Raw genomic sequence first — 22,760 nt, 5'->3', positions numbered from 1 at the left:
TTGAAATCCCTATTTTTTAACTTTTAATGTTTTTTTCACGGTATCCTTACCATAGGTAACTTGGTATTTGTATTTTTTACCTGCTTTGAGTTTTTTAAGTAAGTTCTTTTTGACTTTAAATGTAGCAACACCTTTCTTATTGGTTTTTGCTTTGTATTTTTTGCCTTTGATTTTAAGAACTACTTTCTTACCTTTAATAGGTTTTTTAGCAGATGTTTTTAAAGTTACTTTAACTTTAAGTTTTTTAGCTGATTTTTTGACTTTCAAGTTTTTAGCCTTAATAACATTTTTGACAGTTACCTTATACTTTTGTGAAACCTTGTTGTATGTTACGGTTACGGTATAGGCTTTAGGTTTTACTGCTAAAGTGAATTTAGCATAACCGTTCTTATCTGTTTTTGCTTTCAATGTTTTTCCAGCTATCTTAAGAGTTACAACTTTACCAGCACCTACGGATTTTCCGTCTTCGGTTACACGTACACTGTATGTGAATCCATAGTCAACCTTAGCATTGTTCTTGCCGGTGATTTTGACAACAGGAGTTGTTGGAGCATCCTTGTCCTTAGCTGCAGTGTTTCCTGATGTGACAACAGTGGAATTCACGCTTGAAATACTGTCATCAGCAGTTGTGCCATTTGCAGTCAATCCATTGTTTTTGATTGTTGCATTTGTGTTGATTGCAGCTATGGTGGATTTTCCAGTAGTTACAACATTGTTGTTTGTGATTTCGGCTTTGCCTTCACTGACAATGATACCGGTTGTGTTTTCATTGACGCCACTTTGAGGGGATACAATATCTCCGACATCCCTACCTGTTGCGTTAATGTCGTTTCCATCGATTACCGCATCGGTTTGATGGGTCACTACACCGTAAACGTGGTTTCCTACAGTTTCAATAGTGTTTCCGGAAATCAGCACTTTGTCCTCTTCTACGTATACTCCGTATACTGTATCGGATTCTCCTTTGATGTTGTTGTTGGTGAGATTTACTTCACCGCCCATTTGCCAATCGTCGAGGTATACAGGATAGACAACCTCATTTGATTTGGCTGAAATGTTGTTGTTGTCTACGGAAGCTGTTGATTTGCCGCCCACTTGTAAACCCGCTGCATAATGGTCATCGGAATTGGACTTGATGTCATTGCCTGAAATTGTAATGTTTTCACAATAATTGGTAACCAATCCGTATGCATAGTTGTGGCCGTTCAATTCAATGCCGTTGTTGGTGACTCTTGAATTGTTGCTGTCTTCAAAGTGAACAGCATAGATTGTATCGGCGTATCCTGCTGCATTGCCATAATTGACTGTAATGTCGTTTTTGTCGAATGACACATTGTTACTTTTCTCAATGTGCACCCCTTGAGATTTATAGCCCACAATTGGATATGCTGAATAGTCAAGGTCAACGGATGGAACGTTTGCATTCAATACGTTGTTTTCAACAACAAGGTTATCGGAATCGAGTGCATTGATTGCAATTGTCTTGACTGTACCGTCTGATTTGGCTGTGTAGTTGATGTTGTTGTTGATGATTTTCACATTCTTGGCAACATCCACTTCAATAGCATAGCTTTGTACATTGTCCGGAGCGTTGTAGGTGATGTTGCTGTTTGAAACAACCACATTGTTTCCGCCAATGTATATTGCTGCACCATCTGTTTTGTCAAATCTTTGGCTTAGTTCGATAGATACATTGTTTAAGACCACATCATTTGCATCGATTTTGAAAACTGTGTCCTTAAATTGAGCGTTTCTTCCAGTAAGCTTAATAGGTTTTCCTATGGTGATTACGCCCATGTTTTCAAATGTGCCCTCGAAGTACAGTTCGTCGAATGGAAGGTCATCCAACATTTTGCCTTCACTGTCAAAGAATTTGGCGAATGTTTCAGAAGTAACCACATTGTCGATTCCGGTTACATTTAATGTGGCTGTTGCCTCATTATTGGCAAACTCTTCAGTCGGATCAATGTATTTTGCGGTAATGGTGTAAATACCTGTTTGCTTATTGATGAGGATTGTATCTTCAGCCTGTCCATTATAAACAGGGATTGTTGCAATCAAGTCATCGCCGAAGTATAATTCAACATTACCAGTATTGACAATGGATCCATCATTAGTTGAAACCGCAATGACATAATTTAACCTGTCTCCCATTAATCCAGTAATATTACTAATTTCAACATTAGTCTGAGTGGTGACAACATATAATATTTGTGTTTCACTATCAACAGTTGCTGAAATAATTTTTAGACCTGCAGGAACAGTGTAATCGGTTGTGAATTCACCATTGATTAATGTTCCTTCAATGTTTCCAAGGTTTGTGTAAATAGTTACGGGCCTTTCTACTTTGATAGGATTAGATAAGCTACCATTAGAACTGCCAGTAGTGTAATTGTTAATGGAAACGGTTAATGTAACTGTTTCACCTGCTCTTATTTCAGAAGCATTTGATACTGTTAAGATTGCCCATCTTGAAATTGTTCCACGATTGATGAACTGTTTAGGGTCATCATTTGAACCCCACCAGTTGTCATTTGCATTGACTTTGGCAGGAGCAATATCCGCATCCCTGCTGTATACGTAAATTCCATTGTCATCTCCGTTATTAATCAGTACGGAGTTTTGGAGGTTTACTGTTGAATACATAGCAAAGACTGCTCCTCCACCGTATTCGTTAGCGGTGTTGTCAAGGAACAGAGAATTTGTAACGGTCAATGTTTCACGGGTATCTGAATAGAATCCTTTGAAGCTGATTGCACCTCCACCATAATTGGATTTGGTCTTGTAGTCTTCGCCATTAGCGGAGTTGGATCTAAATGTACAGTTGTCGATTAAAGCAACATTGGTTTGAGCTATTTCAACTGCCCCTCCACCATAATCAATACATTTGTTGTCTTCAAATAATGAATTTATGATTGATACACCGTCGGCAGCCTGCTGTATGTAAATGGCTCCTCCACCATAATTGGATTTTCCTTTAGCGGAGTTGTTTCTAAATACGGAATTGTCAACAGTTAGACTTGGAATGATTCCATTTCCGGATTTTTGTGTGAATATTGCACCACCACATTCATCAGCAGTATTGTTTTCAAAAGTACAGTTTATTACTATAAGGTTTCCTGCATTATATATTGCACCACCGTTTTTCTCTGATCTTGAATTTGCGAAAGTGCAATTGTTGATAGTCAGATTACCTGCACTGCCTATAAGTGCACCGCTTTCATCAAGAGCTTCGGCAGTGTAACCGTTTGTGAAAATCAGATTTTTAAGAACAACATTTGAAGTGTTATAAATGTATAAAACCCTGTTGTTGTTGTCAGCATCGATTATTACTTTTCCTTCACCGGTGATGTTTAAATCCTCATCGATGATTCCCAAATATCCTGTCTTATAGGTACCTGGAAGGATAACGATTTGACCTTTCACAGCAAGCTCCAATGCCTTTGCAATGCTTTTTACAGGAGCATCCCTATCACCATCATTGTCATCATCACCGTCTACTGATACATAGACGATGTCCAGAATTCTTGAAATCTTTAATGTTTCGTTTGCATCGTCTGATGAGACAGTGATTTGTTTATCTGCAGTGTCGACAGTGTAGGTAACTTCAGCTTTCTTATTTTTAATTGTTTTAACTTCATTCAGATTGCCGCTGGTTGATTTGAAGGTTACATTGAGTACTTCTGGCAATTCGCCGGCATAATCATTGCCGTCGTTTGTCTTGTCAAATGAAGCGACAATTTCGACAGTGTCACCTGTTTCGATTTCTGTATCATTTGAAGAAACAGTCATTACAACCCATCTTTCAACGGCAAACGGAACATTTGGAGTGTTTGCACCCCACCAGTTATCATTGGCTGTTACAGTTGCAGAAGACGCGTTTACAATGGAATATCTGTTTTCATTGATTAAAACTGAATTTGATATTTCCAATTCTCCAGCATAAACGTAGATGTCATTTCCTCTATCTGCCTTATTGTTTATGAATACTGATTTTTCAACAGTTACCTTTTGGCCATAGACATAGATTGCCCCACCGTCAGCATCTGAAGTACTTCCTTTTCTGACTATGTTGTCTGTAAAGGTTGAGTCCCTGATGGTAGTATTGGCTTTTTGTGAGTAGATTGCACCATATCTGACCAATTCATTGTTGTCAAAAGTACAGTTATCAACAGTTAAGTTGTTAACAACACTTGAGCTCAATGAATCCTTGGACATGAAGTAAATGACTGAAAAATTACCTTTGTTGTTGTAGAATTTGGAATTTTCAATCACAGCGTTTCCGCCTTCAGAGTATACTGCAAGACCGTTTGGTACTGTTGTAACAGTTGTCACATCATTGTTGAAGAATTCGGAATTGCTGATTAACAGTTCACCTGCATTGTTGTAGATGTTTCCGTACCTTTCTTTGTTTTCATAGAATTTGGAATCTGTTACGGTTAACTTCTTATTGTTTCTCACTACGCTTGCTCCATATCCATTTAAGTTAACGTTTGAATAGAACTGTGTATTTGCGAGTGTTAAATTGCCATTGTTGACAATGACTGCTGATGAATCAAACCCGTTTGTGAACTGGATGTTTGTAATGTTCAAGTCAGCGTTATTGTTTAGGATACGTTTTGAATTACCGTCAATGATTACATCGCCTTGACCTGTAATGTCCAGATTATCATTTACAGTCAATGTATTGTCGATGGTGTATGTGCCTTCCAAAATGATGATTTTACCCTTTTTGGCAAGTTCAATCGCTTTTGAAATGCTTTTTACAGGATGTGTTTCATCCCCTTCATTTGTATCATCACCATTTTGACCGTCGACATAAATGATTTCCGGAGGGTCATATAATTTGAGAGGCACTAAGACGTTTTCACTGCCTGATGTTATAGTTGCCTCATCATCGGCGTTTACAGTGTATTTGACGCTTGCCTGATTGTTTTTGACACTTAAGTTTTCATTCAGTTCATTTGCTGTGACTTTTACATTGAATTCAGGTAATGTTCCAGCATAATCACTGCCTTCATTAGTTTTTGTGAATGTGACAGTAATAGTAACCTCATCACCTGCATTGATTTTTGCAAGGTCAATGCCTGCATCCATCACAATCCATGAATCCACATCGGTATTTGTGTTTGCAGCATCGTTTTTGCCCCACCAGTTGTTATTTGCAACAATAGTGGCCGGAGCATTTGATACGGTTAAAGCATAACCTGTAGGATTTATTAAAATTGAATTGGCAATGTTTGCATTTCCGCCGTCAACGTAAATAGCACTACCTGATTGGGTATCTGCATAAAATGCACATGAATCAATGTTTAAATCACCATTGGTTGAAATAATAGAACCAGTCACATCAGCAGTGGAGTCAAACTTGATGTTGGTTAAATTAAGGGCTTTTGAAGTTGAAATTATTTGGGAAGAACCTTTAATTAAAACAGCTCCCCTACCTTCAATGTCCAAATCCTTATCTATGGATAATGTTTCAGTTAAAGTGTAGTTGCCTGCCAAAATAACAATTTTGCCTTTTTGTGCAAGTTCAACAGCTTTTGCAATGTTTTTGACAGGAGCAGACATTGAACCGTCATTATCATCACTGCCGCTGTCGGATACATAGATAATGTCTAAAACTGCAGGTTCATCTCCGCCTTCCTCGGAAGGTACTGGAATCTCCTTTGCAAGTTCATTGCCTGATTCATCGGTGAAATGGCCTTGACTGTCCATGATTGCGTAGTGAGTTACGCTAGGATCGGTTGGGGCAATATTGCTTCCCCAGTAGTTATATTCAAAATCTATTTCACAACCAGTACTTCCAGAATATATGGTGGAATAAGTATTATTAGCTATATTATTATAATTTGCATTTAAAACAGTATTTGTTGTAGAAGATGAAGGTTGATTACTGTAAAAAATTCTACCGCAAGTATTGTTTATGATAATATTTTGCTCGATAGTTAATGTACCAGGATTATTAGAACGGAATATATCATTAGTAGATGCAGATAACTGATTGTTCATAATTTTTGAATTCCTAACGACAGTATTACCTTTTGCATTAATTATACCATAAATATTTCCTTTACAATTAGTAATTGAAACGTTATCAATAATTGCATTAGATACTGCAGCATTCATATAAATTACTCCATATGAATAACCTCCAGTTGATACATAATTACAATTATCAATGACAACCCCGTTAATATCTAAATTATTAGTAGCATATTGAACGTAAATCGCGTTAGCCCCTTTACTAACAGTACAATTGGAATTATAAATTTTAACATCAGAAATTGTAGCATCACCTAATGTTTTAACATGTATCATTCCAAATTTAGCATTACAATTATCAAAAGTACAATTAATAACCTCTAATTTTGCATTAGTTTCATAATTTCCAAAGTTAATTATGCCCATAGAAGATGTGGAACTGTCTTTGAATACTAAATTTTCTAATTTTAAACTAACACCTGTAGAAATAGCTTCAAAAACTGCAGTATTAACGGCAGATTTGATTATAACACCCTCATTACTTTCACCAATGAAACTTAAAGATTTACTTCCAAGATCTATTTTAGAATCGATTGTATACATACCATTCCTAATGAAAATACTATTGCCATCATCCGCAGCAGTTACCGCAGCAGAAATAGAATTAAATGGATTGAGTTTAGATCCGTCTCCACCATCAGCAGCATAACAGTCCACATACAAGTCATATTCAACTTCAGGTTCGTCCCCACCATCATTTAAAGTAGGAATTTCTTTAGCTAATGGTTGGCCATCTTGATCAACAAAATTGTCACCCTCCATATTTGCCCATGTTGATTGTTCGATATTTGTTGCTGTTTTAAGCTCATCTGAATTATCATAGTTACTGCCCCAGTAATTATAATCCGCATTAACAGATTCAACATATTGATCATTAGTAGTAACATAAATGTTTGTAGCATTATTTCCATAAATATTATTATAATTCAATTCTAATACTGTTTTTACAGAAGAGGAACCTGCATCTTGAATTATATAACCTCCATTTGGATTTGAAGCAATATTTTCAGAAATTATTGTTTGATTAATTGTTAATTTATTTGAATTACGTATAATTGCATTTCCAGTTGCCCCCGGAATAGTATTTCGAGTAATTTTTGAATTAGTAATTGTAGTTGTTCCCGCATTATTTATTATTCCATACATATTACCACCACAATTCATAATTGTTAAATTATTAATTATGGCTTTTGCATTTTGATTACTAATATAAATTACACCTCGGGTAGATGATGATGTCCAAGTGTAATTGGCATTATCAATTAAAACATTATCTAATGTATATGTTCCTGCTCCTGTTAAAGTTAAAGCAACCGCATAATTTGTAGCCGAAGAATAAGATAATTGATGGTCTTTAATAACTAAACCGTTAATTGTACAATTACCGGAACCAAAAAACCTAACAGCTCCAGCTTTTGCTTGGCAATTTTCAAAACTACAGTCCTTAATATCTAAATTTCCTGTACCTCCGATAGCAACAATACCGCTACCTGAAGTAGACACGCCATTAAAATTCAAATTCTGAATGTTTAATGAAATACCATTATCTGTTACTGAAAAAATACTATAAGTTCCAGCTGATACAATTGATACTCCATTTTTACTTTCACCCTTGAATGTTAATGATTTAGTTAATGTTATAGTTCCAGCAGAACTTGGAAATTCATAAGTACCATCATTTAATATTATAGTATCTCCATCAGCAGCATTTGTTATCGCCGTTGTGAGTTCACTGTAACTATTTACCGTATGTTCAGCACTTAATTTCTCTTCACTATCCGAAACTTCCAAGCCATCTTGAGAATAACCTTCCTCAATAGCTATTTCATCAGTATCGGATGTGGTTAAATTTTTATCTATACTTGTATCTTCTGCACTTGCTGAGCCTATAACGCATAGCATTATGAGCAACAGAAGTGCACATATCAATATATTCTTATTTATCTTCATTCAACCACTTCGATTAAATTTTTCTATAAAGTTATAATAATAAAAAATAAATCTAACTTTACATTATAAGAATATATAAAATATTATATATAAAATTTAAGTTTTACTTGATAAAAATTAAAATATGATTAAATTTTATTTGATAAAACAATAAAAACAGGTTTAATAAATCATATTACCTGCCAATGACAAAATTAAAATTGAGGTTAAAATATGAATATTCTAGTTATAGGTGCTGGCGGTGTCGGGATTGGACTTGCAACTTCAGTCGCATCACAGGGCGCAGATGTATCAATCTATGCACGTGGCGAAACAGCAAAAGCAATAAAGGAAAACGGAATCAAAAGAACAGGACTGTTCACACACTATGAGATTAAGGACGTTCCGGTCTATGAGAAATATGAAGACATCCCAAAAAACAGTTTCGACTACATTTTCATAGCCTCAAAAACAACCGCAAATGAGGACATTGCAAAGAATCTGAATGACCACAGGGACATTCTTAAGGAAAGCACCAGAATAATCATCTTCCAGAACGGATTCGGTAATGACGAGTTTTACCTTGAATACTTCACAAAAAAGCAGGTCTTCTCAGCACGGGTAATCACAGGTTTTACAAGACCCGAAAGACATGTCAGTGAAGTTACAGTCTACACCGAACCTATACTGCTCGGGTCCCTTCAAAAAGAAGATCCGAAAGATTTGCAGGAAATAGCTGACTTGATAACAGAATCAGGAATAAACTGTGAAATTACCGATGAAGTCGACAAATACCTGTGGGCAAAAATGCTTTACAACTGCACATTAAATCCTCTGGGCGCAATACTGGACGTCACCTACGGCCAGCTGACCGAAAACCCCTACACACTGGAGATAATGAACAGTATCATAGATGAGATTTTTGAGGTCATCAAAGCATCCCCATATGAGACCCTATGGCAAAGTCCGGAGGAATACAGGGACCTGTTCTACTCAAAGCTGGTTCCGGACACCTATAACCACTACTCATCAACACACCAGGACATTAAAAGGAAGATACCTACAGAGATTGACACACTGAACGGCAAGGTCATCCAACTAGGTAAGCTCAACAATGTTAATGTAAAAACTAATGAATTTATATATAACCTAATAAAAGCAATAGAATCAACCTTCTAAAAAACTAAAACTTTATATATGTTGAAAAGTAAAATAGTATTGTTCATATTGTTATGTACTATTTTTTTATAATATGAACAATGGTGATGGTTGAAATGAGCATTCGCTTGTATTCCTTTAGTGGTGTTTAGGAAGAGAATGTTCATTTGTTTTTAAAAAACTTATTTTTACGTGATATTATGAGCGAACTTAAAGAATTAATTGAAAAATATATTGAACTTGAAGATAATTTTGACGAAGATAACGAAGAGATGGCTGATGAATTACATGATTTAGGCCACGAAATCGATCATATGGTATACCATGAGGAATTCACTATCGTATACAACGCAGACACTGAAGATGAAGAGGTTGTTGCATTGATTGTCAGCGGAGAGGACGACGAACACGAAGAGTTCTTCATACCAGTCTACACCTCCGAGGAAGAGGCACAAAAGGCAATCGAATCATTCATTGAAGAATCCGGTGAGGCTAATTTTGCATATGACAAGGCGGTTGGAAACGCAATTGTACAAGCATACTCTGAAGATGACGAGTTTTTAGGTCTTGCAATTGACGCCCCTCAATGCGATTTCGTAATTTTCTCAGAAAACGTCCACGATTGCAGTGAATAGATATGAAACTCGAAGATTACCGGGACTATCAGAAAAATAACGTCAAAGCTTCAAAAAGCCAACTGAAGGAGTATATTCAAATATACGCTGAAATGGCCAAAAAGCTTAAAAGCGAAGATGCAATAGAGCTTGAGGCAGTGAAGAAAAACATCAGGGACACATATCCCGATGAGATTTACTTCACACTGATTGACGAGGCGGAAAAGCCGGTCAAGCTGACACTTACCGAAACAAGCAGGGAGTACATAATTCCAATCTTTACCGACATGCGCGAATATGCCGTCGGCAGCGCCAAGATATCCAAGCTGTTTCTCGATAAGCTTGACTTGAAGGTCATTACTCCAGAGGACATTGCTGATTTGGCCGAAGCTGACGAGTGTTTCCAGGGTTTTGTAATCAATCCACACTCACAAAACTTCAATATGGATAGGAATGGTGATTTTTAGATGTATATCTGTCCAACAATCGGCGAGGATCATGAAAAGGACTTCCTGGTCACTGGAAGTCTTGATGATTTCAAAATAATTGTCTTTTCAAATATGGATGAATATGAAAAAGGCTTTGAATATTTAGAATTAGTTGATTACAAACCCACTGAAGTATCCGATGAACTTTTCAGTGAACTTGCGAAAAATGATGACGCTTTCAGCGGTCTGATTTTAGATATTCATTCTGATAAAAAAATAATTACTAAAGAAGAATTAATCATCTAATTCTTCTTCATCTGTTTCTTCTTGTTTGCCTTGCATGTAATACTTATACCTGTAAGACATCTTAAACCCTTCAATAACCTCTCTTTTCGGTCTTCTTCTAGGTTTTATTTGGGGTCCGTTCATTTTCTTGAAATCTTCCTGATGTGGTTTGGCCTTGTTTTTGTTCTCTCGATAATATTTCGGAACCCTGTGTCTGGAATGTGGTGCTTTATACATTCTCTTTCTGAGCAGTCTTCTTGAGGATGCGACCCTTCTTATCACAAAAATCACTTACGTCTGTTTAAGTTTTTAGTGGCAGATTTGTCTAAAGTAGCTTGGATTTCATCAATTCTTTCAACTACTACCTTAATGGCCTGTTCACCTTGACGGGTTGGGTTGATTCCTTGTTCCACAAGCAATGCGTCCCTTATGTCTCTTAATCTGTCAATTGAATCGATTTTCATTATTGTACTGTAAAACATTAAATTTCCTCCAGTATATACTATACATTTTAATTTACCTAATAAAAATATTTTATGTTTAACAACAAACAATTAAACATGTTTGAAAAACAGCAAGTAATCTATCTGGCGGGAGGGTGCTTTTGGGGCGTTGAGGCATTCATTTCCAGATTGAAGGGAGTCAACTCCACCGAGGTTGGCTATGCCAACGGCAATGACCTTGCACCAACATATGAAAAGGTTTGCAGCGGAAGGACAGGCCATGCCGAAACGGTCAAGGCAACCTACAACCCGAAAATAATCTCCCTGGAGGAAATCCTTGAGAATTTTTTCAGGATTATCGATCCGTACAGCAAAAATCGTCAGGGTGCAGACATCGGAACCCAGTACAGAACAGGAATCTACTGGCAGGAGGAGTCACAAAGGGACACCGTCATCAATTTCCTGAGGCAAAAACAGAAGGAGTCATCAAAAAGGATTGTTGTCGAGGCCCGTGCAATAGGCAATTTCTATCCTGCCGAGGACTATCATCAGAAGTATCTTGAAAGGAATCCGCAGGGCTATTGTCATGTTGATTTAAATTTAATAGACGATGAAGAATTCGACCACTTGACTCGTGAAGAGTATGAAATAACACAGCTTTCTATGACAGAACCGCCATTCAGTGGAAAGTATGATGACTTTTTTGAAGATGGTGTGTATGTAGACGTTGTAAACGGTGAAGTTCTCTTCTCTTCAGAGGACAAGTTCGACTCAGGATGCGGATGGCCGGCATTTTCAAGGCCAGTTTCTGATGATGTGATTAAAAAGCACAGGGACTTCTCACACGGCACAACACGAATAGAGGTTAGAAGCGCAAAGTCAAACTCACATCTGGGCCATCTCTTTGATGACGGACCTGGAGGAAGTCCAAGGTACTGCATAAACTCTGCAGCATTGAAATTCATACCAAAAGATGAATTGTTAAATAACAAAAAATAGAAATAATGATACAATGAAACTTGAAGAAATAAAACACCCTGAATTCAAAAACCTGATAAATCTTGCCTACATGCAGGGCGAGAACGGCAATGAGGAAGCAATCCTAAAAATAGAACAGGACATGAAGGAATACATCCAGGACAACCAGTTCATCATTTCAATCGAGGATAATGAACCCGTTAAAATCCCATACGGCAATGATGACGAATATATCGTGCCGATATTCACCGACGAAAGGGAATACACCCTGGGCATGCAGTACTTCTCCCTGAACGTGATGGATGAGAACAAGGAATACATAATAGAAAAACTAGATTATTTCAAAAAATTAAAAGAGGATCCTAATTTCTTAGGATACCTTGTAAACATTAGTAGCGTAAGCTATATTATAAACACTAGCTTACTCTAAAAACTCTTTTTTAATATCTTCAATGATTTCCACAAATCTCTTGGACACTTCATCTGAAGGGTCAAGAACGGAAATTGTACCTTCCTTATTAGGGGCATCGGAAACCTTTTCTTCAATTGGCAAATCGCCCAAGTAGGTGATTTCCATTTCCTCTGCGAACTTTTCACCGTTGCCTTCACCGAATATGTTGAGCTTCTCATTACAGTGAGGACAGATATAGTATGCCATGTTTTCGATGAGACCAATGTTTTTGATGTTCATCATTTCAACCATTTTAACGCATTTCAATACGTCTTCCTGTGAAACGACGTTAGGTGTGGTGACCATCAATACCAAATCGGCTTCAGGAATGGTTTGAAGAACTGTTAAAGGTTCGTCCCCAGTTCCAGGCGGATTGTCAATGATTAAAAAGTCAAGTTTTCCCCAGTGGCAGTCGGAAACCAGCTGCTTGATTGCACCGGTTTTTTGAGGTCCTCTCCAGATGATAGGCCTGTCCAACGCATCGATGAGAAATGCCATTGACATTACTTTCAATCCACTTGCGGTTGTAACAGGGAAAATGGAATGCTGGTATTCCTTCCTTTGATTTTCAATATATTCTCGTTGTTCCTCTTCAGGCAGGCTGGTGTCAAGACCAGCTTCAACAAGTTCTTTAAATTTATCAAATTGATATTGGTTGAATTCCTCTTCAAGCATTTCGATACCGAGCATCTTAGGGACGTTTGGTCCGTGAATATCCGCATCCAGGATACCTGTCTTGTAGCCCATAGCCTGTAATGTCTCTGCAATGTTTGCAGCCACTGTAGATTTTCCTACTCCTCCCTTTCCACTCATTACTACAATCTTATGCTTGATTTGACCTAAATTCTTTGCAAGTCTTATGTCTTGCTGAATCATTTGCATTTGTTGTTCAGGAGTCATCTGACCCCCGTGACCATGATGGCCATGTCCTTGACCATGTTCTGCCATTAAATCTCCTCCTTAATTAAATTTTTTGCTTACTTCTTCAACTGCTAAGATTAATGGGTCTGTAACCATTGATACAGGCGGTGCGTAGGCAAATTCCATATTGCTCAAATCAAAGCAGGTCAAACCTTCTGTAATTGCCAATGTCATTGTATCGATTCTTTCTGCTACTCTTTCCTCTGCTATGATTTGACAGCCTATAATGGTTCCGTTTCCATCACATATAACCTTAATATCCATTGGTTTTGCATTTGGATAGTAACGTGCTCTTGTAAGTGCTTGTACCTTTTGAACTACAGGCCTGATACGGTTTTGTTGAGCGAAACTTGTTGTGTATCCAACTGCACCGAATTCCAATTTACCGACTTTTGACACCATTGAGTTCAATACCGGATTGAATTTGGATTTCTTGCCGCATATTGTACGGGCCAATGTTTTTGATTCGCGAACTGCAGTGGTACCCAATTGTGAAATGGTGTTTGAACCTAAAATCAAATCCTTGGATTCAACACAGTCCCCGACTGCGTAAACGTCTTCAACTGAGGTTTCCATCCTGTCATTTACAAGAATTGCCCATCTTCCGATTTCACATCCTGCCATTCTTGCAAGGTCCAACTCGGCCCTTACACCTGTTGCCATGATTACCATGTCTGCGTCATAGATTTCCTCATCGCCGAAGCATGCCTTTTCTACTTTAGTCTCACCAATCAGCTTGGTGATAGGTTTTCCTAAAACGACTTGGATTCCTTCCATCTCAAGATATTTCACCAATATGTCTGACATGTCCTTGTCAAGTGATCTTGGAACGATTTGAGGCAACATTTCACTTAGGATTACATCCAAGCCTTGCTGCTTGAGTGCATAGGCAATTTCAATACCTATCAATCCCGCACCGGTTACGATGGCACTTTTTGCATCCTTCATAGCTTCCTGTACCCTCATACCGTCGTCGATGTTGCGGATTCTGAAAACTCCATCCAGTTCCACTCCCTGCATAGGAGGCACAAACGGATTTCCACCAGTTGCTAAAACCAGTTTATCGTAATCCATGACTGTTTTCTTGCCGTTTTTCTCATAGGTGACTGTCTTTTTGTCTGAGTCAACCTCGGTTACTTCTACTTCTGTGATAACGTCAATGTCCTTTTCCTTGTAGTCTTCAGGAGTCCTCATGATGATGTCGTCGAAAGATTCTATCTTTCCGGACAGTACATAAGGAATGGCACATGGAGAGTATGCCACCTTGTTGTCTCTTGTGAGAACTGTTATCTCAATCTCTTTATCTAATTTACGTATATTGGAAGCTGTGGATATTCCTCCAGCTCCTCCACCTACAATTACTACTTTCATTTTAACAAAACCATATAAGATTTATACAATATTATATATAATTATAAATAATATAAAAAGATTAAGGTTATCCAATGAGAGAAATTGAATTTAATTTAGAAGAAAATCCGTTTATAAACTTCCTTTCAACCAGATACGCAATATCCGCAAGAATAAATGTGGAAAAGCTATGGAACTGGTGTCATGAAAATGAAAAATCATTTTTCATAATGAGCCTGGGCTGCCTTTTGAACGCCACAAACAGCGTTCCCGAACTCAGAAGAAGAATAATTGACGGCAAGGTCATCGAATATGAAGAGCTTGAAGGTGTAAGTCCGATAATGGATGAGGACAATGATATATATCGTGAAATGCGAGTTAAAACACCTCAGGAATTTGATGACATCATCCAATGGCATGACTATGTGAAGGAGTTGTCTGCCGATATTCTATGCGGTGAAAAGGAAGGCTTTTTCATTGAAATGGAGGACAGGGACAGGACAAACATCGTAAACCTATCCTGCATACCATGGATCGATTTCGACACACTCACCAACTGCGTGGTCTACGGAAACGCAATCCAGCCCCTGATAACATGGGGAAAAGTGAATGAAAAATACGAAATGAGCGTTTCAATCACCGTTTCACACATATTCGTGAACGGGCGTGAACTTGGATACTTCTTTGAAAATGCGCAAAAAGAGTTTGACGGCGAACTATTCGACTAGCCGCATGTTTTCAAAATCGACAATGTATCCCCTATCGTCGAAAACGGCGGAAACCATGAACTCATAACCTATGATAACCACCCTGCAGAAATGGAACTTGGAATCAGTCTTCTCTTCCATTTCCCTAACTATTTTTTTGAACTGGTCATTTGAGTAGAGTCTTGTAAAATCAGGAATGATCGTGTCCTCAAGCAGAACAACCTCATTGTATACGCTTTCTACATTATATTTCGCCCTTATTTTCACGTCAAAGTAATCATGATGCTTCTTGAGAATGAAAATTAGGAGAGGGTCCAGAAATTCATAATCATCCCATTCAAGGCCGTAGTTGTTGTTCAAAAGCCATAGTCCCTCACTCATTTTGTCAAGCATCTTCGACGGAGCGCCTTCATGATGAAGCTCATTTAAAAGGTCATTGTCATAAGGGTTTTCGCTTCTTCTTTTGGCTTCTGCCTGTTTTTTCAGCCAAATTAAAGCTTCAGCGTGACTTGCACGTCTTGACTGTTCCTCGTAGTCCTCATCATCATCGTCATATCTGATTGTGGTTCCGCAGCTGCATGAATGATTTCCCAAGGGGATGTAGCTGCCGCAATTGGGACAGGTTGGCATGATCACTCCTCCGGAAGGGCTTCGATTTCAGTCGCTTCTAATTTCATTATCACCGGCCTCAACCCATCGTTGCAGGAAACGATTGCAACGCCGGGAGTCTTAATCCAGTCGGAATAATACCAGATTTCACTGGCTCCATGGGCCAATGCGAATACATACTGATATATTGCCTTCCAGGCCTCATCGCAAAATCCTTCAGGCCTTGCATAATCGGCATAATACACCTCTCCCTCTTTCATAAGAGGACATGTTGTGAGGCCGTCAACTCCGTACTCCTTTGCCAGGTCTTCCTGAAGGGTTGTTTTCAATATGGTGATTTTTACTTTTTTCATGATTAACTGTTTGTTTTAATGATTAATAACATTAATAGAAAAAGATGTGTAATAAATTTGCTAATAATGTAATATATAGGTACAACATTATATATATCAATGCCTTTTAAGTTAAACTAAAATATCTATAATGCCAAATGATGATGTACAATTAGAAAAAATCGCTTATGTTCTGGCATCAGAGCATAGGAAAAACATAATCCTCTTTTTGGATAACGAATATCATACTCCAAAAGAGATTGGGAAAGCAATTAACGTCAAGACCAACCACATCAGTAATCTATTGTCCCAATTAAGAAAAATTGATTTGATTTATTGTGCCACACCGGATCTCCGCAAAGGAAGACTGTATTCACTTACCGAAGAGGGAGAAAAGGTTTTAGATTACATTAAAACACATGAAGAGAAATTAAAAAATTGAAATCAATAGCCCATTTCATTAATTATCTTCTGAAGATACTTCTTTTTCAAAACAAATTCACGTTTGTTTGCCAGCCTGTCGCTGTTTGGTTGAGGCACCTTCTCATTAATCCGTGCAGCGCCAAGATAAGTCGTGTCCCCTTCCGTCAGGTTATGGGCCTCGCCATTGTCAATGGCCTTCTTGATGAAGTAATAGTCCTTAAAAAGTATATCAAAGTCATTGCTGAGATAATAGATTTCCAAATCCGTTATGATATCCTCGTCATCATACCAGATAATCATTATTGCCTCACGCTTGAACAGTTCAGAAAAGGAGATTAAATCAAAATAATCAATATCTACCAGCCTATATTTTGTAGCGGGATATCGTCTGCCGCAACGCTTAAGGGAGTATTTAAGCGGCGCTAAAAAAAAATTTGGTGATTCATTTAAGGTTACTTCATTAATGCTCTTTCCGATTAATGCCTCAAATGAATCCATGTCAATCAAGTTAGTCTTTGTCCAAAGCAGGAATACCAGTGATTCTTAATCCGCCATAGTGGGATTTGTACTTGATGTTCAATCCAATCAATAATGGTGTGATTTTTTCAATGATTCTTGCTTTTTCCAATATACCTGTATCGATGGTTTTGATACCTGGGATTTTGTCAATGATTTCGGCTGCAGTAGCTTTTGCTTCTGCGTCATCACCTGCAATCAAACAGTCACAGTCGATTTCTTCTGGGATGTTTGCTAGGTGAGAGTTTGAAATGTTACAGAATGCACAGATTACTTTTGCACCGGTTCCTTCTAGTATTTTTGCAGTTCTTTCAGCTGCTGATCCTTCCATGAGGTCAACAAATCTGAATGGTTTTCCGCCGATTGCTGTTTCTAATGGTACGGTTGCATCCATGACGATTTTGTCTTTACAGAATTCCTTGATTCCTTCTACAGTTGGTTTTTGAGCAGCTAAAGGTACTGTGAGGATTAATACGTCACCTTCTTTTGCAGCATCTTCGTTTGCCATTCCAACCATGTTCAAGTCATAGTCTGCAAGGTCTTCTTTTGCCTTTGCGACTACGTCTAAAGCTTTTTCTTCTTTTCTAGATCCGACAATTACTTCAACACCTGCAATTGCCAATCTTTCGGCTATACCTAATCCTTGAGGTCCGGTTCCACCTATTACACTGACTTTCATTTTTACCACCTATTTTTTATCATAAAGCAGACCGCCTACGAATATAAGATATTCAGGCAGTTTACCATCATGAGCGTAAAGTATTTTATAACCGAAAATGTCTTCAACGGTCCTGTCCACATCCGCACCGAGAGCTTCAAGCGGATATCTCATTTTCACCGGCATCTTGCACGGCAGGCCGAATTCCCGTGTGCATCTCATGCACATGTTGCACTTTCCTAAAAACAATCCCTGGGAATCCTCATTTTCCAGCATGTATATGTCATTCATCAATCTGCCTTTGATGCGTTCAAACCTTTTCAAAACGAATTCCAGTTCTCGCTCTTCAAAGGTATGTTCCAGTTCTTCCTTGGAAAAATCTATTTTAAAAGCAATAATCTTTAATTTATTGAAAGAATGCCATAACTCATCTACATCAAAATCGAATGGAGGATAGCTCCAGTTGTATCCCAACATTTCCTGTTCTTCGATGCAGAGCTTGGAGAACTTTTCAAAATCAACATAGTTTTTATAATATTCCTCGGCATCGACATCGGCAGTGAGTTTTTTAATCTCTGACATAATTTATATTTTACATTTTGAATATAATAAAATTTTCTATAAAATTATCCATCAATAACACGATTAATTTTAATTTTTTTTGAATTATATGCAATGGCTTTATTGGTATTATTTAAAGACTGTTTAAGTGTCTGGGCTATTGCATTCAATAGCTCCTCATCAAAGTCTATAGTCTCCTGACACTTGAACTCACAGTATTTTGAAATCCTTTCATCCTCTAGAAACTTGATGTACTCATCCCAATCATATGTGATTTCCTCAAGAATTGTCTTGGCATCTATCAGCTTGTCGTTGAGCTCTACGGCTTTTCTGAATGCCTTCCTTTCTATGAGTTCATAGTCATCCATATTTTCGTTTTCAAAATCGTACAGGGTTTTATCGCTCATGTTATCACGTTTAGAAAAAATTTCATCTTACAATATATTGGCCGGGATTCAGGAAATCGTCCAGGAATTCTTCATCCACTTCCTCAATGTCAATGAATTCGAATGTGTTTATGATAATGTTCTTGAGGTTCTTTCCCACCTTAATCAGACCTATGTGTTCCTTTGTAAAGATATGAGATATCAAGTCACGTGCATCGTTGAATTCCCTCTCCTGTGTGTGCACCAGGAAATCTCCCTGGACATAACAGTTCTGACGGCCGTATTTTGCGGCAAAGTTCTCGCAGGCCTGTGTGATAAAGACCTTCGGCCCGACATTGACCTTTACGCTATTGATCTTTGATGTGGTCATTTCAAGCAGAATGACACATTTTTCAACCTCATCGCTCCAGTAATCGGCCTTGAAGACATTGAATTCCTCGCTATTAAGTTTTCTCTCAAGCGCTTCGCAGGTTTTTCTAAGTTGCGGGTGAAGGGTGTCCAATGGCATTTCAGGAATGTCGAACCTGAATGCAATTAGGTCACTTCCCCTTTGTTTAAATTCGTTTAGGATATCATCTTTGTTCAAATCACGTTTGAGAGGGTAAAAATAATCCTTCTTGTTATCTCCGAATATGTAATTTCGTGCTGATTGAATGAACTCCGCCATCTTGTCAAGCCTTAATGCAGCACCGACATTGCGGTTCTTGTCTGTCGGGTCAATAACTATCAGAGGATCCTTGAAGTTGCCTGCAGTGCCGTATCCTTCCAAATCGATGGTGTGGCCATATTTCCAGTTGATGGCTGACTTTAATGTGCTTTCAAAATCGCCATAATTAATAATCAGCAATTCGCACAGATAGCCTGCAAATCCTCCAACCTTGAATTCGGAACCGTATGTTCCTGTCATTGCCATGAAACGTTTCAGTAGAAGAACCTCATCCTCCTGGGACTCCTTCAGGTTCTCCTTTACGTAACGTGTGTGGAGAATTGTCCTGTCAACTGCGGATTTGAGCTGGCTTCCGTCCTCGATGGCATAGCACGGCACGATGTCGACCTCACAGTCCCCAATTTCTGCGGTCACATAAGGGTGTGAGGCAAAATGATGCTCGGCATCACCTCCGAATTCATCGCAGCACAAGTGTGCCAGTTCAAGACCTTTTTTCTTGAGATACTTCTTTTCGGTATCCAATGGGAAGGCTATGAAAATGTCAATGTCTGATTTGCCCTTAAGGGCAGTGTTCTTGGCGACTGAGCCGACCAAAGCTACCTTAGCATCAATTCCCTTTTCATCACATGCTTTTTGAAGGAAGTTCATTATGTCCAATGATACCTTATCAATATGCTGCTTTTCCTCTGCTGTAGGTTTGATGTCCTCTAAAATAGCTTTATAATCCATAAAATCACAATTCAAATATTGTTAAATCCTCATATATCGGTCCTTGAGGAGTAAGTGTGGATTTCTTGAGACGAATGCTGTCCACTTCCATTTCCCCAATTTCAATATCCTTAAATTCTTCAATAACTTTTTTAACTTTATCCTTATTCTTTGCGGATTTCATTCTTCCGATTGTCAAATGGGTTGAGAATTTCCTGTCCTTGTCAAATCCGAGTCTTTTGAACTCCTCATCAAGCCTGTCATGCATGTCCTTCAGGATTGCATCATCCTCTATTCCAACCCAAATCACTTTTATATGATTGCTGTTCGGAAATGCTCCGCAACCTTTAATGTTAATCTTGAATGGTCTGAAGTCATCTAGAACATTTGCAATTGCCTTTTCAAGAACTTCCAAACCATTTGTGTCTATATCACCAAAGAACTTTAATGTCAAGTGAAGATTGGTCAATTCCACATACTTTATTCTGGTGTCAATCTGCTTGAATTCCTTGATTACCTTGTTGATTTTCGGTTTTAAGTCATCATCCAAATCAATTGCCAAAAATGCTCTAACCTGTGTCAATTTCAACACCTATTGCTCTATGATTGTTTCATCAATGGCTATTCCGAAGTGACGTGCGCTTGATTCGATGTATACTTTCACCTTATCCCCTGCCTTCACGTCAGCCACTGACAATGGTTCGTCATTCTCATCCACTATACGGATTGTTTCGGCATTTTGAAGCAATGTGCGAATGGTCTGTCCCTCATATTCAGCCTCAATCAATATCAGAGGACGTCTTTCAATCTTGCTTCTTCCGACATATGCTGTTCTGCTTTCACCTTTAGTATTGACAATCAACACCTCGTCTCCAGCGACCAATTCTGATAGGTATCTTGTTTTATTGCCCGGAACCATGACATAAGCCTGAACAGGTCCTGCATTTACTCTGAACGGACGTGATGCGACATATTCGCTTTCAAGCGATTCTGAATGTACCAAAAACATGGATTTTGAATATGAACCGATCAGCATTCCTTCACCGGGCTTCATCATGTCTGTTGTGTCGACACATACCCTGTCGCCTGATCCCAATGGTTTAACATTGGTAACGGTTGCGATTTTCAATTCGTATTTGCTTTGTGATGCCTCTATGACTTCCTGTGCAATCTTTTTGATGTTGTTGAAGTCATTTGCCTCAAAGATAACGCCGTCAGTTCCATGTTCCAATGTCTCCAATGCGACGCGTGCACCGTCAACGTCACGCACAGCAGCTATGATATTTACATCCTCTTTCTGCAGGTCTGCAATAATGTTTTCAAGTGGGATGATTGTCCAGTCTGTTCCGACAAGAATCACATAATCCGCAATCGAACCCAACTTCACTGCCAATTGTTCATGGGCCTTATCAGTGATTATAACATATGCACATACTGTTTTTCCTTCGCTTTTCGCTTTTCTTGCGTTGGCGATGTCCACTGAGTCTGTGAAATCCTCGCTCAATTCAAGAAAGCCATCTCCTTCACCGTTGATTCCAACCAGAAATATGTCTGCATCTTCACTGTTTGAAATTATTTTGACATTGCCCAATTTTCTGATGTTTTCACAATCGTCCAAGTCGAGAACATGGTCAATTCCTGATTCCAGTGCTGTGGTAATCATTTCTTTCTTGTTATCCCATAATTCATCAGGAGTGCTTATCCAAGCGAATTTGTTTTGCATCAAATCACCTATTCTAAGAATTTTAATGCTTCGTCCACTTCTGCATCATGGTGGACAATCTCTGAAATTGCACGGGTGATTTTTCCAGGGTTTTCAGCTTGGAACAAGTTACGTCCGAATGCTACACCTGCACCGCCAACTTCAAGGGAGTCCTTAACCATTTGCAATAATTCCTCATCGGTATCGATTTTAGGGCCGCCTGCAATGACAACAGGCACTATTGCTCCTTCAACCACTTCCTTGAATGAGTCAGGGTCTCCTGTGTAGTTGGTCTTAACGATGTCAACACCGAGTTCAGAACCTACACGTGCTGCGTGTTTAACGAATTCGACATCGTGTTCGTTTTCGACTTTTTGGCCTCTTGGGTACATCATTGCAAGAAGAGGCATTCCCCAGTAGTCACAGGTTTCAGCGATTTCACCTAATTCCTGAAGCATTTGGCTTTCAGTCTCTGAACCGAGGTTTACGTGAATTGAAACAGCATCGGCACCGAGTTGGATTGCCTTTTCAACGCTTGTTACAGTTACCTTGTCATTTGGGTCTGGTGCAAGGGATGTACTTGCTGACAAGTGAACAATAAGCCCTATGTCTTTTCCATAACCACGGTGTCCTTGTTGAACGATTCCTTTGTGCATTAGAATTGCATCGGCTCCTCCTTGGGAGATGCTTTCGACGGTTTCATCCATGTCAATGATTCCTGGAATAGGACCGCTTGACACACCATGATCCATAGGCGCAATTACTGTTCTTTTAGTATTTCTGTTAATGATTCTTTCTAAACGAATTTTTTTACCTATCATAGATATAACCTCAATTTATATTATCTTTATAATATTATATAATATTAATTGTACAGAAATATACGGCG

The 22,760-nt window shown here is 38.5% G+C and carries 23 protein-coding genes; 8 read left to right on the top strand and 15 right to left on the bottom strand.

The features are described 5' to 3' along the window. Positions 1 to 9: 9 nt before the first annotated feature. On the bottom strand, positions 10 to 7,995 hold the full coding sequence (locus tag MBBTH_RS03620) for a right-handed parallel beta-helix repeat-containing protein (RefSeq protein WP_116591693.1): 7,986 nt from the start codon (positions 7,993 to 7,995) through the stop codon (positions 10 to 12). 213 nt (positions 7,996 to 8,208) lie between these two features. Here MBBTH_RS03620 and MBBTH_RS03615 point away from each other — a divergent pair, with 213 nt between their 5' ends. The 4 genes from MBBTH_RS03615 (at position 8,209) to MBBTH_RS03600 (ending at position 10,480) form a co-directional block, all read left to right on the top strand. Further along, positions 8,209 to 9,153 (top strand): ketopantoate reductase family protein, encoded by a 945-nt coding sequence (locus MBBTH_RS03615; RefSeq protein WP_116591692.1) that lies wholly within the window; start codon positions 8,209 to 8,211, stop codon positions 9,151 to 9,153. 179 nt (positions 9,154 to 9,332) lie between these two features. Next, a complete protein-coding gene (locus tag MBBTH_RS03610; protein WP_116591691.1) occupies positions 9,333 to 9,767 on the top strand; it encodes a hypothetical protein in 435 nt (144 codons plus the stop codon). Positions 9,768 to 9,769: 2 nt separating this feature from the next. After that, entirely contained in the window at positions 9,770 to 10,213 is a 444-nt protein-coding gene (locus MBBTH_RS03605) for a hypothetical protein (protein WP_116591690.1), read from the top strand. After that, the gene (locus MBBTH_RS03600) at positions 10,214 to 10,480 is read left to right on the top strand and encodes a hypothetical protein (RefSeq protein ID WP_116591689.1); all 267 of its coding nucleotides are present in this window, start codon (positions 10,214 to 10,216) and stop codon (positions 10,478 to 10,480) included. On the opposite strand, the gene MBBTH_RS03595 is transcribed toward MBBTH_RS03600, so the two are convergent. Together MBBTH_RS03595 and MBBTH_RS03590 are read right to left on the bottom strand one after the other, a co-directional pair. Next, positions 10,469 to 10,741, bottom strand: coding sequence for a hypothetical protein (locus tag MBBTH_RS03595; RefSeq protein ID WP_116591688.1), 273 nt, complete (start codon positions 10,739 to 10,741; stop codon positions 10,469 to 10,471). The two genes, MBBTH_RS03600 and MBBTH_RS03595, sit on opposite strands and share 12 nt — an antisense overlap. Before the next feature lie 5 nt (positions 10,742 to 10,746). Then, positions 10,747 to 10,941 carry a hypothetical protein gene (locus MBBTH_RS03590; protein WP_116591687.1) on the bottom strand — a complete coding sequence of 65 codons (195 nt, stop codon included), beginning with the start codon at positions 10,939 to 10,941 and terminating at the stop codon, positions 10,747 to 10,749. Positions 10,942 to 10,995: 54 nt separating this feature from the next. Here MBBTH_RS03590 and msrA point away from each other — a divergent pair, with 54 nt between their 5' ends. Beyond that, the gene (msrA, locus tag MBBTH_RS03585) at positions 10,996 to 11,901 is read left to right on the top strand and encodes a peptide-methionine (S)-S-oxide reductase MsrA (RefSeq protein WP_116591686.1); all 906 of its coding nucleotides are present in this window, start codon (positions 10,996 to 10,998) and stop codon (positions 11,899 to 11,901) included. A gap of 13 nt (positions 11,902 to 11,914) precedes the next feature. Then, positions 11,915 to 12,310 (top strand): hypothetical protein, encoded by a 396-nt coding sequence (locus MBBTH_RS03580; RefSeq protein WP_116591685.1) that lies wholly within the window; start codon positions 11,915 to 11,917, stop codon positions 12,308 to 12,310. Here the strand turns inward: MBBTH_RS03580 and MBBTH_RS03575 are convergent. After that, positions 12,302 to 13,279, bottom strand: a complete 978-nt coding sequence (locus MBBTH_RS03575; protein WP_116591684.1) for an Mrp/NBP35 family ATP-binding protein — start codon at positions 13,277 to 13,279, stop codon at positions 12,302 to 12,304. The genes MBBTH_RS03580 and MBBTH_RS03575 overlap by 9 nt on opposite strands. 12 nt (positions 13,280 to 13,291) lie before the next feature. Next, a complete protein-coding gene (locus MBBTH_RS03570) occupies positions 13,292 to 14,623 on the bottom strand; it encodes an FAD-dependent oxidoreductase (protein WP_116591683.1) in 1,332 nt (443 codons plus the stop codon). A 74-nt stretch (positions 14,624 to 14,697) separates the two neighbouring features. Here MBBTH_RS03570 and MBBTH_RS03565 point away from each other — a divergent pair, with 74 nt between their 5' ends. Beyond that, entirely contained in the window at positions 14,698 to 15,330 is a 633-nt protein-coding gene (locus MBBTH_RS03565) for a CatA-like O-acetyltransferase (protein WP_116591682.1), read from the top strand. Here the strand turns inward: MBBTH_RS03565 and MBBTH_RS03560 are convergent. Together MBBTH_RS03560 and MBBTH_RS03555 are read right to left on the bottom strand one after the other, a co-directional pair. Then, complete coding sequence (locus MBBTH_RS03560) at positions 15,319 to 15,939, bottom strand: zinc ribbon domain-containing protein (RefSeq protein WP_116591681.1); 621 nt, start codon at positions 15,937 to 15,939, stop codon at positions 15,319 to 15,321. The genes MBBTH_RS03565 and MBBTH_RS03560 overlap by 12 nt on opposite strands. A gap of 2 nt (positions 15,940 to 15,941) precedes the next feature. Continuing rightward, positions 15,942 to 16,271, bottom strand: coding sequence for a TIGR04076 family protein (locus MBBTH_RS03555; RefSeq protein ID WP_116591680.1), 330 nt, complete (start codon positions 16,269 to 16,271; stop codon positions 15,942 to 15,944). Positions 16,272 to 16,401: 130 nt separating this feature from the next. Between MBBTH_RS03555 and MBBTH_RS03550 the strand changes: the two genes are divergently transcribed. Beyond that, on the top strand, positions 16,402 to 16,692 hold the full coding sequence (locus MBBTH_RS03550; protein WP_116591679.1) for a transcriptional regulator: 291 nt from the start codon (positions 16,402 to 16,404) through the stop codon (positions 16,690 to 16,692). 2 nt (positions 16,693 to 16,694) lie between these two features. Here MBBTH_RS03550 and MBBTH_RS03545 read toward each other — a convergent pair whose 3' ends face one another. Genes MBBTH_RS03545 through MBBTH_RS03510 form a run of 8 tightly spaced genes read right to left on the bottom strand, consistent with a single transcriptional unit; the run spans position 16,695 to position 22,692 of the window. Then, positions 16,695 to 17,171: a PDDEXK family nuclease gene (locus tag MBBTH_RS03545; protein ID WP_133241937.1), complete on the bottom strand. Its 477-nt coding sequence runs from the start codon at positions 17,169 to 17,171 to the stop codon at positions 16,695 to 16,697. A gap of 10 nt (positions 17,172 to 17,181) precedes the next feature. Further along, complete coding sequence (gene npdG, locus MBBTH_RS03540) at positions 17,182 to 17,868, bottom strand: NADPH-dependent F420 reductase (RefSeq protein WP_116591677.1); 687 nt, start codon at positions 17,866 to 17,868, stop codon at positions 17,182 to 17,184. Positions 17,869 to 17,877: 9 nt separating this feature from the next. Then, positions 17,878 to 18,429 (bottom strand): DUF2284 domain-containing protein, encoded by a 552-nt coding sequence (locus MBBTH_RS03535; protein ID WP_116591676.1) that lies wholly within the window; start codon positions 18,427 to 18,429, stop codon positions 17,878 to 17,880. A gap of 44 nt (positions 18,430 to 18,473) precedes the next feature. Continuing rightward, positions 18,474 to 18,815 carry a hypothetical protein gene (locus MBBTH_RS03530; RefSeq protein WP_116591675.1) on the bottom strand — a complete coding sequence of 114 codons (342 nt, stop codon included), beginning with the start codon at positions 18,813 to 18,815 and terminating at the stop codon, positions 18,474 to 18,476. Positions 18,816 to 18,837: 22 nt separating this feature from the next. Further along, the gene (gene cca / locus MBBTH_RS03525) at positions 18,838 to 20,190 is read right to left on the bottom strand and encodes a CCA tRNA nucleotidyltransferase (protein WP_116591674.1); all 1,353 of its coding nucleotides are present in this window, start codon (positions 20,188 to 20,190) and stop codon (positions 18,838 to 18,840) included. 4 nt (positions 20,191 to 20,194) lie between these two features. Then, complete coding sequence (gene thpR, locus MBBTH_RS03520; protein ID WP_243409660.1) at positions 20,195 to 20,761, bottom strand: RNA 2',3'-cyclic phosphodiesterase; 567 nt, start codon at positions 20,759 to 20,761, stop codon at positions 20,195 to 20,197. After that, positions 20,762 to 21,892 carry a 3-dehydroquinate synthase II gene (locus MBBTH_RS03515; RefSeq protein WP_116591672.1) on the bottom strand — a complete coding sequence of 377 codons (1,131 nt, stop codon included), beginning with the start codon at positions 21,890 to 21,892 and terminating at the stop codon, positions 20,762 to 20,764. 8 nt (positions 21,893 to 21,900) lie between these two features. Beyond that, complete coding sequence (locus MBBTH_RS03510; RefSeq protein ID WP_116591671.1) at positions 21,901 to 22,692, bottom strand: 2-amino-3,7-dideoxy-D-threo-hept-6-ulosonate synthase; 792 nt, start codon at positions 22,690 to 22,692, stop codon at positions 21,901 to 21,903. Positions 22,693 to 22,760: the final 68 nt, after the last annotated feature.

The organism is Methanobrevibacter thaueri, assembly GCF_003111625.1.
Taxonomy (GTDB): domain Archaea; phylum Methanobacteriota; class Methanobacteria; order Methanobacteriales; family Methanobacteriaceae; genus Methanocatella; species Methanocatella thaueri.
This window is presented reverse-complemented; position numbering and strand designations above follow the sequence as displayed.